A 12698-nucleotide genomic window follows, 5' to 3' on the forward strand; every position below is an offset into this window, starting at 1 on the left:
GGATCGCGAGCTCGTCGTTCCTGTGAAAACAGGAACCCAGCGCCTCGGTTCTCTAGCATGGCGAGGGCGCTACATCGGCTTTACGTACGAGGCCGCGACGCGATAACCGATCGCCCCGCACTGGGTTCCAGCGTTCGCTGGAACGACGGATCGCGAGCTCGTCGTTCCTGTGAAAACAGGAACCCAGCGCCCCGGTTCGCCAGCACCGCGAGGGCGCTTCATCGGCCTTTAAAAGGCCGGAATCCTCAAGGCACCATCACCGGCGACGGCACGTAGATCTCCGGCTTCACCTTCGGCGGTTCCATCAAAGCGTGAAGGAAGGCGTTGCGCCAAGCCGTGATGTCGTTGCGTTCCAGCACGTCCATCATCGACTGCCAGCGCATGCGGCGCTCCTTCAGCGGCATGTCCAGCGCCCGGTGCAGGGCGTCGGAGACTTCGTCGAGGTCGGAGGGGTTCACCAGCAGGGCGGCATCCAGCTCCTGCGCCGCACCCGCGAAGCGGGACAGCACCAGCACGCCAGGATCCTGCGGGTCCTGGCAGGCCACGTATTCCTTGGCGACGAGGTTCATGCCGTCGCGAAGTGGCGTCACGAGACCCACCTTCGAGACGCGGAAATAGCCGGCCAACACCTTGTGGGCAAAGGACTTGTTGACGTAGCGGATCGGTACCCAGTCCGGCTCGGCGTACTGGCCGTTGATATGGCCGGCGCTGCGTTCCAGCTCGCGGCGCAGCGAGCGGTACTCGGGCACGTCGGAGCGCGAGGGTGGGGCGATCTGCAGCAGCGACACACGGCCGCGCATGTCCTTGTGGTCACGCAGCAGCCGCGCGAAACCTTCGAAGCGCTCGGGCAGGCCCTTGGAGTAGTCCAGGCGGTCCACGCCGATGATCAGCGACTTGTCGTCGAGCGAGGCCTTCAGCTTGGCGACGGCGCCGTTATCCTCGGCACGGTGCGCCAGCTCCACGGCTTCGGCGGTATCGATGCTGATCGGGAACACGCCGGCGCGAAAGATCCGACCGTTCGCCGCGCGGATACGGCCTCCGGTACGCATCGCAGCGCCCAGTTCGTGCAGGAAGTAATCCTCCAACGCTCGCAGGTCGCGCTGCGTGTGCAAGCCGATCAGGTCGTAGGAGGCCAGCGACTCGAGCAACTCCTGATGGCGCGGCAACGTGATGAGCAGGCCGGCGGCGGGCAGCGGCGTGTGCAGGAAGAAGCCGATGCGGTTCTCCACCCCCAGCTCGCGCAACATCGCGGCGAGGGGGATCAGGTGGTAATCGTGCACCCAGACGATGTCGTCTTTCTTCAGCAGCTTCGCGACACGCTTGGCGAAGATGCGATTAACCCTGAGATAGCCCTCAAGGTGATCGCGACGGTAGTCCACCAGGTCGCCACGGTAATGGAACAGTGGCCACAGGGCGCGGTTGGCAAAGCCGCTGTAGTACTCGTCATGGTCCGCCTTGGACATGTCGATGGTGGCATAGCTGATGTGGCCGTCCTCGACCTCGTGCAATTCCTTGCCGGTTTCGGCGGCGAGGTTGCCGCTCCAGCCGAACCACAGCCCGCCCATTTCCTGCAACGCCGCGTTCATCGCGGAGGCCAGGCCACCGGTCTGCGTCTGCTTAGGCAGCGCCACACGGTTCGATATGACGACTAGTCGGCTCATCGTGCGGCTGCGGCTCCTCGCGTCAGTCGGGTCTTCACCTCATCCAGCCAATCCTGAACGTCGGCCGGGCTAGACAATGTGAACGTCGCATGTGACGGCGTCCTGTCACCCACGCGAATCGAGACGCCGCCATGCGCGTTCACCACATCGAAGGCGTGCTCGTCGGTGAGGTCGTCGCCGAGGTAGATGGGCCTGCGGCCCTGGAAGGGCGCTTCGGCGAGGAAGGCGGCCACCGCGACGCCCTTGTCCATCCCGCGTGGCTTGAATTCGAAGACGCGATTGCCCGGTTGCAGCTCGAAGCCCGGAAAACGGGCGACCAGTTCCGGCGCGCGTCGCCGAAGTTCGTCTTCCAACTCGGGACGTTCGCGGCAATGCAGGGCCACGGACCAGCTCTTGTCCTCCACGCGGACGCCGGGAAGCTCGTTGCCGATCGCGTGCACCGCGGCGCGCAGGGTCGCCAGTTCGTCACGATCCACCGGCATGGTGTCGATATGGCCATGGATGTCGCGTCGCTCCAGTCCGTGCTGGCCGGCGGCGGCCCAGTGCGGACGAGCGAAGATGCGGTCGAGCCCGGCGATGGGGCGACCACTGACCAGGGCGAGCGCGCCACCAATCGCATCGTGCAGGGCGTCGAGCGTTTCCGGCAGCCCGGGGGCCGGGGCGACGCGGTCGGGATCGTCGGCGAAGGCGAGCAGGGTGCCATCGGCGTCGAGGAACAGGGCGCTGTCGGTGTCGAGGAGGTCGATCGGCGGACGGGGCAGGATGTCGCGGGAGGCTGTCACGGGGGCTCCGGAGCGGGGCAACCGGTCGAGGATGCCTGTACGGACGTGAAAAAAGCGCTGCCGAAGACACCTCGTGCACCGTTGAAGCGGCACGATCTCACCCGCATCTGTGACGGCAGAGGCGGTCGCGGGGGAGGGCCCCGGGGCGCGCCAGAACCTTTGGGAGAAACCAAACGATGCGAATGGACAGACTTACGTCGCGTTTCCAGCAGGCGCTGGCCGACGCGCAGTCGATGGCCGTGGGCCGCGACAACAATATGCTCGAACCCGTGCACGTCATGGCCGCGCTGCTCGACCAGCAAGGCGGCTCCACGGCGCCCCTGCTGACCCAGGCCCAGGTCAACGTGCCCGCCCTGCGCCAGCGCGTGGGCGAGATCCTCGACCGCTTGCCGCGGGTCAGCGGGCAGGAAGGCACGATCAACCTCGGCAACGATCTGAGCCGCGTGCTCAACCTCACCGACAAGCTGGCCCAGCAGCGCGGCGACCAGTTCATCGCCAGCGAGCTGTTCGTGCTGGCGGCGCTGGAGGATCGCGGCGAACTGGGCGGTGCATTGAAAGCTGCCGGTGCCACGAAGGAGCGTCTGGAAGCCGCCATCGACAAGCTACGTGGCGGTGAAAAGGTGCAGTCGGAAAACGCCGAGGACCAGCGCCAGGCGCTGAAGAAATACACCATCGACCTGACCGAGCGTGCCGAAAGCGGCAAGCTCGATCCGGTGATCGGCCGCGACGAGGAAATCCGCCGCACCATCCAGGTATTGCAGCGTCGTACGAAGAACAATCCCGTGCTGATCGGCGAGCCGGGCGTGGGCAAGACCGCCATCGTCGAAGGCCTTGCGCAGCGCATCGTCAACGGCGAGGTGCCCGAGGGCCTGCGCGACAAGCGCGTGCTGTCGCTGGACATGGGCTCGCTGATCGCGGGCGCGAAGTTCCGCGGTGAATTCGAGGAGCGCCTGAAGGGCGTGCTCAACGATCTTTCCAAGCAGAAAGGTCGCGTGATCCTCTTCATCGACGAGCTGCACACCATGGTCGGCGCCGGCAAGGCCGATGGCGCGATGGACGCGGGCAACATGCTCAAGCCCGCGCTGGCGCGCGGCGAGCTGCACTGCATCGGCGCGACCACGCTCGATGAATACCGCAAATATGTCGAGAAGGACGCCGCGCTCGAGCGCCGTTTCCAGAAGGTGTTCGTGGGCGAGCCGAGTGTCGAGGACACCATCGCGATCCTGCGTGGCCTCAAGGAGCGTTACGCGGTGCACCACGGCGTGGAGATCACCGATCCGGCGATCGTCGCCGCCGCGACGCTGTCCTCGCGCTACATCCCCGATCGCCAGCTGCCCGACAAGGCCATCGACTTGATGGACGAAGCGGCCTCGCGTATCCGCATGGAGATCGATTCCAAGCCGGAAGAACTCGATCGCCTCGAACGTCGACTGATCCAGCTCAAGATCCAGCGCGAGATGCTGAAGAAGGAGCAGGACGACGAGTCGAAGCAGCGTCTTGCCACCCTCGAAGCCGACATCGAAAAGCTCGATCGCGAGTTCTCCGACCTCAACGAAGTGTGGAAGTCGGAAAAGGCTATGTTGCAGGGAGCGACCAAGATCAAGGAGCAGATCGAGCAGGCGCGTCTCGACCTGGAAGCCGCGCAGCGTCGCCAGGACTACGGCGCGATGAGCGAGATCCAGTACGGCCGCCTGCCGGCACTGGAAGCCCAGCTTGCCGCCGCGCAACAGGCTGAGAAACAGGACTTCACTCTATTGCAGGACCGCGTCACCGCCGAGGAAATCGCCGAAGTCGTCGCCCGCTGGACCGGCATCCCCGTGGCGAAGATGCTCGAGGGCGAGCGCGAGAAACTGCTGCACATGGAAGATGCGCTGCATGGTCGCGTCGTCGGCCAGGAAGAGGCGGTGCGTGCGGTCTCCGACGCAATCCATCGCGCGCGTGCCGGTCTTTCCGACCCGAATCGTCCGTATGGTTCGTTCCTGTTCCTCGGCCCCACCGGCGTGGGCAAGACGGAACTGTGCAAGGCGCTGGCCGATTTCCTCTTCGACACGCAGGATGCGATGGTCCGCATCGACATGAGCGAGTTCATGGAGAAGCACTCCGTGAGCCGGCTGGTCGGCGCGCCTCCGGGTTACGTGGGCTACGAAGAAGGCGGCTACCTGACCGAGGCCGTGCGTCGTCGTCCGTACAGCGTGATCCTGCTCGACGAGGTGGAAAAAGCCCATCCGGACGTCTTCAACATCCTGCTGCAGATGCTCGACGACGGCCGCCTCACGGATGGTCAGGGTCGTACCGTGGACTTCCGTAACACGGTCATCGTGATGACCTCCAACCTGGGTTCGAACCTCATCCAGGAACAGGCCGGCGACAGTGAGGCCGACTACCTGCAGATGAAGGCCTCGGTGCTGGGCGTGGTGCAGGCGCACTTCCGTCCGGAGTTCATCAACCGCCTCGACGACCTGGTGGTGTTCCGTCCGCTGGACAAGAAGCAGATCCGCTCGATCGCCCGCATCCAGCTGGCGTACCTGGGCAAGCGCCTTGCCGATCGCCAGCTGGGCCTGGAGATCTCCGATGCGGCGCTCGATCTGCTCGGCAGTGCCGGTTTCGACCCGGTATACGGCGCCCGTCCGCTGAAGCGTGCGATCCAGCAGCAGTTGGAGAACCCGCTGGCCCAGCGCATCCTGCGGGGCGAGTTCTCGCCCGGGCAGACGATCAAGGTCGACTCGGACGGTAACCATCTGCACTTCACGACCGCCTGACCGGCCGTTGTAGGAGCGCGACTTGCGCGCGACCGGTATCACCACTCCGGTCGCGCGCAAGGCGCGCTCCTACAGGCCATAATGCGCGGCTGAAATACCCGAGATTCCTGCCATGCCCATCTACGAATTCCAGTGCCAGGCCTGCGGCCATCGCTTCGAGCGCTTGCAGAAGATGTCCGATGCCGATCCCTCGACCTGCCCCCAGTGCGGCGAGCCCCGGGTGGGCCGCATGCTCAGCGCGCCGCAGTTTCGCCTGGCCGGTGGTGGTTGGTATGAGACCGACTTCAAGAAGGACGGCGACAAGAAGCGCAACCTGGCCGAAGGTTCTTCCGGAACCCCGGCGCCAGCCCCTGCGCCAGCCCCGGCACCCTCGGGCGGCTCCGACACCTGAACGGCAATGTTGGCGCAAGAAATCGTTCAATCCGGGTTGCAATTTCCTGCGCTAGCGTACGCCCCACGATCCATCTGAACGAAGGAGTGGGGGTTATGCGAGCTGTCCTGGGTGGCCTTGCCGTGGTGGCGATGGCGGTGACGATGAGTGCGGTGTCTGTCCCGGCGCACGCACAGCGCTATGGCGACACGCGAGATTGCGGCAGCAGCGACAACCGTCGCGGCGAATGCCGCGTTGGCTGGCGCGATGCCCGTCTGATCCGCCAGGACTCCAATGCCGACTGCATCCGCGGTCGCACGTGGGGTATCGATGGCGGCGTCATCTGGGTGGACCGCGGATGCCGTGGTGTCTTCGCCGACGCCGGTGGCTGGGGTGGTGGTGATCGCCCGGGCTGGGGCGGTGGTCGTCCCGGGTGGGGCGGTGATCGTCCGGGTGGCGGCTGGGGTGGACCCCAGCAGACCGTCGACTGCGGCAGCAGTAACGGACGCTGGGGCCACTGCAACGTGGACATCCGTGGTGGCGTCCGTCTGATCCGGCAGAACTCCGACGCCGCCTGCGACCAAGGCCGCACCTGGGGCGTGGATCGCGACGGTATCTGGGTCGATCGGGGCTGCCGCGGCATCTTCTCCGTGGGTGGTCGCTAAACACCGGTAACGGTAGGGAAGACTCCGGATCGTGCTACGATCCGGGGTCTTTTCCCATGCCACAGACCGCTTTCGCGGTAGCCGGAGCTTCAAGCGCATGCGCACCCATTTTTGCGGCCTCATCGACGAGTCGCTGATCGGTCAGGACGTCACCCTCTGCGGTTGGGTCGACACCATCCGTCTCCAGAGCCACACGGCCTTCGTCGACCTTCGCGACCACCATGGCATCGCCCAGGTCGTGATCGAGCGCGAAAACGCGGATGCCTTCGCCGTCGCCGGTGAACTGGGTTACGAATACGTGGTGAAGGTCACCGGCCAGATCCGCAAGCGCCTGTCGGTCAACGACAAGCTCAAGACCGGCACGATCGAGCTGCTGGCCGACAAGGTCGAGATCCTCAACGCCGCGCGCGACCTGCCGTTTGCGCTGCACGAGACGCCCAACGAGGACCTGCGGATGACCTACCGCTACCTCGACCTGCGCCGTCCGGACATGCAGCACATGATGCGCACGCGCACCTCGCTGGTCCGCGCCCTGCGCCGTTACCTCGACGACGCCGGCTTCCAGGACATCGAGACCCCGATCCTCACCAAGGCCACGCCGGAAGGCGCGCGCGACTACCTCGTGCCCAGCCGCGTGCACCCGGGGCAGTTCTACGCGCTGCCGCAGTCGCCGCAGCTGTTCAAGCAGATCCTGATGGTGGCGGGCTTCGACCGCTACTACCAGATCGCCCGCTGCTTCCGCGACGAAGACCTCCGCGCCGATCGCCAGCCGGAATTCACCCAGCTCGACCTCGAGTTCGCCTTCGTCGAAGAGCGCGATGTGCAGGACTTCGTGGAGGACCTGATCCGCCACGTGTTCCGCGAGGTGCGCGGTGTGGAGCTGGACGCCAGCTTCCCGCGCATGACCTACGCGGAGGCCATGCGCCGCTTCGGCTCCGACAAGCCCGACCTGCGCAACCCGATGGAACTGGTTGACATCGCCGACGCCGTGAAGCACATCGAATTCAAGGTGTTCGCCGAGCCGGCCAACGACCCGGCCGGTCGCGTGGTCGCGCTGCGCGTGCCGGGCGGTGCCGCACTCTCCCGCAAGGAGATCGACGGCATGGCCGAGTTCGCCGCCAAGTACGGTGCCAAGGGTCTGGCCTGGCTGAAGGTCGAAGACCTCGCCAAGGGTCGCGACGGCATCAACTCGCCGGTGGCCAAGTTCCTCGACGACGCCGCGCTGGAGCAGGTCCTTGCACTCACCGCTGCCGCCGATGGCGACATCGTGTTCTTCGGCGCCGGGCGCTGGAAGACGGTCACCGATTTCATGGGTGCCGTACGCCTGAAGGCCGGTCGTGACCGTGGCTTGGTGGAAACCAGCTGGAAGCCGCTGTGGGTCACCGACTTCCCGATGTTCGAGTACGACGACGAGGAGCAGCGCTACGTCGCGCTCCACCATCCGTTCACCGCGCCGAAGGTCGACGATATCGCCGACCTGCGCGCCAACGCCGGCGTCGCGGTCAGCCGCGGCTACGACATGGTGCTCAACGGCAACGAGATCGGTGGCGGCTCCATCCGTATCCATCGTCCGGAGATGCAGAGCGCAGTGTTCGACCTGCTCGGCATTGGCGCGGACGAGGCCGAGGCCAAGTTCGGCTTCCTGCTCAAGGCCCTGCGCCTGGGCGCGCCGCCGCACGGCGGCCTGGCCTTCGGTATCGACCGCATCGCCGCGCTCATGGCCGGCACCGAGTCCATCCGCGACGTCATCGCCTTCCCGAAGACCACCAGCGCGCAGGACCTGATGACCGACGCCCCGTCGGCGGTCTCGGAGCCGCAGCTGAAGGAACTGCACGTCCGCGTCGCCGCGGAGACGCCGAAAGCCTGATCCGGAACGCCCGCTGATGAATGCCCCGCCTGACGATGTCCTGCTCCTCCATGGTTTGTGGATGCGGGGCATCGCCATGGCGATGCTCCATCGACGGCTTCGCGAGGATGGCTTCCGCGTCCACCAGTTCGAATACATGAGCGTCGCCGCGCCGCCCGAACAGGCGATCGCGCGGCTCCGCAAGCGCATCCGGGCCCTTGGACCCGCGCCCGTTCACGTGGTGGGGCACAGCCTTGGGGGCATCCTGGCCCTGCTGGCCTGCCGCGATGACGACCTGCCCAGTGGCCGCATCGTCTGCCTGGGTTCGCCGCTCAACGGCAGCGGTGCCGCCCGAGGACTCACCCATCGCTGGGGCGGCGACATGCTGCTGGGCCGCTCCCGTGAACTGCTCGAACATGGTCTCGACCGCTGGGATGGCGGTCGCGAGGTCGGCATGATCGCCGGTCGCCAGCCCGTCGGGCTGGGCGCCTTCGTCGGCGAACTGGGCGACGAGCACGACGGCACCGTGGGGGTAGGGGAGACCCGCCTGCCCGGGCTGGCCGACCACTGCGTGCTGGAAACCAGCCACACGGGGATGCTCGTGTCCGCCGATGTCGCCCGCCAGGTGGCGTTTTTCCTCAGGGACGGCCGTTTCGACGCCTGACCCCCTGTAGGAGCGCGCTTGCGCGCGATCGCGCGCAAGCGCGCTCCTACAGATGATTGCCCCCTCGCTTCCCTCCCCGTAACCCACTTCCGCTAGAATCGCGCCCCTGTCCGTCCGGTAACTCCAGGAAACGCCCATGGGTAGAGGCCCGTCCATCGAAGGTCGCAAGAACGCCGAAGACGCCAAGCGCGCCAAGGTGTTCACGAAGCTGATCCGCGAAATCACCATCGCCACGCGTGGCGGCGTGCCCGACCCCAACGGCAACCCGCGCCTGCGCGCTGCCATGGACAAGGCCCTGGCCGCCAACATGACCAAGGACACCATCGAGCGCGCCATCAAGCGCGGCTCGGGTGCCGACGGCGGCGCCGACATGCACGAGATCCGCTACGAGGGCTACGGCCCGGCGGGTACCGCGCTGATCATCGACTGCGTGACCGACAACCAGACCCGCACCGTCGCCGACGTGCGCGCGGCGCTGAACAAGCTCGGTGGCAACATGGGCACCACCAACTCGGTGGCGTTCCAGTTCACCCGCGTGGGCCAGGTGCTGGTCCACACCGGCGGTGACGCCGATGTCGAGGCGAAGCTGGAAGAAGCCGCCATCGAGAACAACGCCGAAGACATCGCCATCGAAAACGGCGTCGGCACGGTGTTGCTGGCGGCCGACCCCATCGCTGTCGAGGCCATGCGCAAGGCCCTGGCCGCCGCCGGCTTCGAGATCGACGGCTCCGATGTGGTCATGCGGCCCAACGGCCCGCTCGTGACGCCCACCGGCGAAGCGCTGGAACAGTTCCAGAAACTGCTCGAACGCCTGGACAGCCTCGACGACGTGGACGAGGTCTACCACAACGCCGTCCTGCCGTCGGACGCCGAGGACGCGTGAGGCCCTTCGGGCCTTTCGTCGTCCACGCGCTTCATTCGCTGTCATGACCCGTATCCTAGGTATCGATCCGGGTAGTCAGCGCACGGGTGTCGGCGTGATCGACGTGGCGGACAACGGCGCGCTGACCCACGTTTGGCACGGCGCGCTGGTGGTGGGCGGGGAGGCGACCTTCCCGCTCCGCCTGAAACGTATCTTTGACGAACTCTGCGCCATTATCGGCGCGCACGGTCCGGCGGAAGCCGCGATCGAGCGCGTGTTCATGGCCCGCAACGCGGATTCGGCCCTGAAACTCGGGCAGGCGCGTGGCGCGGCCGTGTGTGCCGTGGTCAGCCAGGGAATCGTCGTGCACGAATATGCAGCGACCGAGGTGAAGCAGGCGGTGGTCGGTACCGGCCGCGCCGACAAGACCCAGGTCCAGCACATGATCGGGATGATCCTCGGCCTCAAGGGGCCGTTGCAGGCGGACGCCGCCGACGCATTGGCGATCGCGATCGCCCATGCGCACACCCGATCCAGTATCGAACGCGTGGGTATTCCGCGCACGGCTTGGAGACGTCGCCGATGATCGGCCGCCTGCGTGGCACCCTGGTAAGCAAGCAGCCTCCGTCGCTCCTCATTGAGGTGGGCGGCGTCGGCTACGAGGTCGACGCACCGATGTCGACCATCTACGACCTGCCGGCCACCGGCAAGGAAGTGATCCTCCTCACCCATTACGCGGTGAAGGAAGACGGCGTGGCGCTCTACGGTTTCCTGCGCGAGGCCGAACGCGCGATGTTCCGGCACCTGCTGAAGGTGTCCGGCATCGGCGCGAAGATCGCGCTGGCCGTGCTTTCCGGCGTTTCCACCGACGAACTCTCTCGCCTGGTGCATGCCGGCGATGTCGTCGCGCTGACCAAGATTCCCGGCATCGGCAAGAAAACTGCCGAACGCATGGTGGTGGAGCTGCGCGATCGCGTGGAAGCCACCGGCGTGCGCCTGCCCGTGTCCGCCGCGGGCGAATCCGCGGCGCTCGACCCGGTCGGCGAAGCCACCGTCGCCCTCCAGCAACTCGGCTACAAGCCGCCCGAGGCCCTGCGCCTCGTTACCAAGGTGAGCGCCGAAGGCGACACCGCCGAAACCATCATCCGCAAGGCGCTGCGCGCCGCGCTGGGAAGCTGATACCCATGGGCATGACTCACGCCGAAGAACTCCGCAACGCGCACGGCAAGAAGCTGGCAACGCTCGCCCTGGGCGCCATCGGCGTCGTGTTCGGCGACATCGGTACCAGCCCGCTGTACACGATGAAGGAAACCCTCGGCACGCACGGCATGACGCCGCAGCCCGCCGCGGTGCTCGGCGTGCTCTCGCTGATCTTCTGGTCGCTGCTCATCGTGATCTCGCTCAAGTACGTCACCTTCGTGATGCGGGCGGACAACAAGGGCGAGGGCGGCATCATGGCGCTGATGGCGCTCGCGCAGCGCAGCGTCAGCGGCTCGCCGCGCGCCCGCTGGGTGCTCGCCGCGATCGGTATCTTCGGTGCGTCGCTGTTCTATGGCGATGGCGTCATCACACCGGCGATGTCGGTGCTGTCGGCGGTGGAGGGTATCGAGGTGGCCGCGCCATCGCTCGATACCTACGTGCTGCCGATTTGCCTGGTGATCCTGCTCGCGCTGTTCGCGATCCAGCGTCATGGCACCAACCTGGTGGGCAAGGCATTCGCGCCCGTGATGTGCGTGTGGTTCATCGTCGTCGCCATCCTCGGCGCGCGCCAGATCGTGACGCATCCGCAGGTGCTCTACGCGGTCAATCCGAGCTACGCCGTGCATTTCTTCATGGAGCACGGCAAGCAGTCCTTCATCGCCCTCGGCGGCGTGGTGCTCGCGCTGACCGGCGGTGAAGCCCTGTATGCGGACATGGGCCACTTCGGCAAGAAGCCCATCCGCTACGCCTGGTTCTTCTTCGTGCTGCCCGCGCTGCTCATCAACTACTTCGGCCAGGGCGCGCTGCTGCTCAACGACCCGACCGCCATCGAGAATCCGTTCTACAAGCTGGTTCCCGAGTCGCTGCTGTATCCGATGATCGCCCTGGCCACGGCCGCGGCGGTGATCGCCTCGCAGGCCGTGATCTCCGGCGCCTTCTCGATGACCCGCGAGGCGATGTCGCTGGGTTACTCGCCGCGCATGGCCGTGGTGCACACTTCGCGTGAGATGTCGGGCCAGATCTTCGTGCCCTGGATCAACCGCCTGCTGCTCGTGCTGGTGGTGCTCGCGGTACTGGGCTTCCGTTCGTCGAACAACCTCGGCGCGGCCTACGGCATCGCCGTGACCGGCACCATGACCATGACGACCCTGCTCGCCCTGGTGGTCGCCAAGCGTCGCTGGAACTGGCATTGGTCCGCCGTCATCACCGTGGGCGTGATCTTCCTTATCGTCGACCTGGCCTTCTTTGGCGCCAACGCGCTGAAGATCGCCCATGGCGGCTGGTTCCCGCTGGTACTCGGCGTGGTGATCTTCACCGTGATGACCACCTGGCGCCGCGGTCGCGACCTCGTGGTGCGCGAAATCAAGCAGTCGGGCCTCGCGCTGGAGCCCTTCGTGGCGAACATCGCCGACCACCCGCCGCTGCGCGTGCCGGGCACGGCCGTGTTCCTTACCGCCAACCAGAACTCCGTGCCGCATGCCATGCTGCACAACCTTAAGCACAACAAGGTGCTCCACGAGCGCAACGTGTTGCTTACCGTCGAGATGCTGGAAACCCCGGTGGCCGACTACGAGGAACGCATGGAGCTGATCGAGTACGGCGGCGGCTTCTACGGCCTGCAGCTGCGCTACGGTTTCGCCGAGGATCCCAACATCCCGGCCTCGCTCCAGCGCGCCACGGTCCTGGGCATCGACTTCGACATGATGGACACCACGTTCTTCCTGTCCCGCGAAAACATCGTCGCCGACGCCCGTCGCCCGGGCATGGCCCTGTGGCGCGACAAGCTGTTCGCCTTCCTCGCCCGCAACGCACTGCCGGCGACCGCGTTCTTCCAGATTCCAGGCAATCGCCTGATCGAGCTGGGCGCACAGGTCGAGATCTGATCGCTG

11 protein-coding genes are annotated in these 12698 nt (G+C 66.2%); 9 read left to right on the forward strand and 2 right to left on the reverse strand.

The window, feature by feature from the left end; translation table 11 throughout:
* Positions 1-245: 245 nt before the first annotated feature.
* Positions 246-1661, reverse strand: a complete 1416-nt coding sequence (gene otsA, locus GAK28_RS18470) for an alpha,alpha-trehalose-phosphate synthase (UDP-forming) (protein ID WP_291782698.1) — start codon at positions 1659-1661, stop codon at positions 246-248.
* Positions 1658-2443, reverse strand: a complete 786-nt coding sequence (gene otsB / locus GAK28_RS18475) for a trehalose-phosphatase (protein ID WP_291782703.1) — start codon at positions 2441-2443, stop codon at positions 1658-1660. Before otsB ends, otsA begins: the two co-directional genes overlap by 4 nt.
* Positions 2444-2619: 176 nt before the next feature.
* Here otsB and clpB point away from each other — a divergent pair, with 176 nt between their 5' ends.
* The 9 genes from clpB to GAK28_RS18520 all read left to right on the forward strand — a co-directional run bounded on the left by clpB (position 2620) and on the right by GAK28_RS18520 (position 12692).
* Entirely contained in the window at positions 2620-5202 is a 2583-nt protein-coding gene (clpB, locus tag GAK28_RS18480) for an ATP-dependent chaperone ClpB (protein ID WP_291782705.1), read from the forward strand.
* Positions 5203-5314: 112 nt separating this feature from the next.
* Positions 5315-5593, forward strand: a complete 279-nt coding sequence (locus GAK28_RS18485) for a zinc ribbon domain-containing protein (RefSeq protein WP_291782708.1) — start codon at positions 5315-5317, stop codon at positions 5591-5593.
* Positions 5594-5688: 95 nt separating this feature from the next.
* On the forward strand, positions 5689-6237 hold the full coding sequence (locus GAK28_RS18490; RefSeq protein WP_291782711.1) for a DUF3011 domain-containing protein: 549 nt from the start codon (positions 5689-5691) through the stop codon (positions 6235-6237).
* 97 nt (positions 6238-6334) lie between these two features.
* The gene (aspS, locus tag GAK28_RS18495) at positions 6335-8104 is read left to right on the forward strand and encodes an aspartate--tRNA ligase (RefSeq protein WP_291782714.1); all 1770 of its coding nucleotides are present in this window, start codon (positions 6335-6337) and stop codon (positions 8102-8104) included.
* A 16-nt stretch (positions 8105-8120) separates the two neighbouring features.
* Positions 8121-8747, forward strand: coding sequence for an alpha/beta fold hydrolase (locus GAK28_RS18500; protein WP_291782717.1), 627 nt, complete (start codon positions 8121-8123; stop codon positions 8745-8747).
* A gap of 136 nt (positions 8748-8883) precedes the next feature.
* Positions 8884-9630 carry a YebC/PmpR family DNA-binding transcriptional regulator gene (locus GAK28_RS18505; protein WP_291782720.1) on the forward strand — a complete coding sequence of 249 codons (747 nt, stop codon included), beginning with the start codon at positions 8884-8886 and terminating at the stop codon, positions 9628-9630.
* Between the two features lie 43 nt (positions 9631-9673).
* Positions 9674-10195 carry a crossover junction endodeoxyribonuclease RuvC gene (gene ruvC / locus GAK28_RS18510; RefSeq protein ID WP_291782723.1) on the forward strand — a complete coding sequence of 174 codons (522 nt, stop codon included), beginning with the start codon at positions 9674-9676 and terminating at the stop codon, positions 10193-10195.
* Positions 10192-10788 (forward strand): Holliday junction branch migration protein RuvA, encoded by a 597-nt coding sequence (gene ruvA, locus GAK28_RS18515; RefSeq protein ID WP_291782726.1) that lies wholly within the window; start codon positions 10192-10194, stop codon positions 10786-10788. Before ruvC ends, ruvA begins: the two co-directional genes overlap by 4 nt.
* A gap of 11 nt (positions 10789-10799) precedes the next feature.
* Positions 10800-12692: a potassium transporter Kup gene (locus GAK28_RS18520; protein ID WP_291782729.1), complete on the forward strand. Its 1893-nt coding sequence runs from the start codon at positions 10800-10802 to the stop codon at positions 12690-12692.
* The last annotated feature ends 6 nt before the right edge of the window (positions 12693-12698 follow it).

This window comes from Luteibacter sp. (assembly GCF_009912395.1).
GTDB lineage: Bacteria > Pseudomonadota > Gammaproteobacteria > Xanthomonadales > Rhodanobacteraceae > Luteibacter.

Coding starts and splice junctions, on each gene's coding strand:
- otsA (WP_291782698.1), bottom strand. CDS start 1,661: ATGAGCCGACTAGTCGTCATATCGAACCGTGTGGCGCTGCCTAAGCAG.
- clpB (WP_291782705.1), top strand. CDS start 2,620: ATGCGAATGGACAGACTTACGTCGCGTTTCCAGCAGGCGCTGGCCGAC.
- GAK28_RS18485 (WP_291782708.1), top strand. CDS start 5,315: ATGCCCATCTACGAATTCCAGTGCCAGGCCTGCGGCCATCGCTTCGAG.
- GAK28_RS18490 (WP_291782711.1), top strand. CDS start 5,689: ATGCGAGCTGTCCTGGGTGGCCTTGCCGTGGTGGCGATGGCGGTGACG.
- aspS (WP_291782714.1), top strand. CDS start 6,335: ATGCGCACCCATTTTTGCGGCCTCATCGACGAGTCGCTGATCGGTCAG.
- GAK28_RS18500 (WP_291782717.1), top strand. CDS start 8,121: ATGAATGCCCCGCCTGACGATGTCCTGCTCCTCCATGGTTTGTGGATG.
- GAK28_RS18505 (WP_291782720.1), top strand. CDS start 8,884: ATGGGTAGAGGCCCGTCCATCGAAGGTCGCAAGAACGCCGAAGACGCC.
- ruvC (WP_291782723.1), top strand. CDS start 9,674: ATGACCCGTATCCTAGGTATCGATCCGGGTAGTCAGCGCACGGGTGTC.
- ruvA (WP_291782726.1), top strand. CDS start 10,192: ATGATCGGCCGCCTGCGTGGCACCCTGGTAAGCAAGCAGCCTCCGTCG.
- GAK28_RS18520 (WP_291782729.1), top strand. CDS start 10,800: ATGACTCACGCCGAAGAACTCCGCAACGCGCACGGCAAGAAGCTGGCA.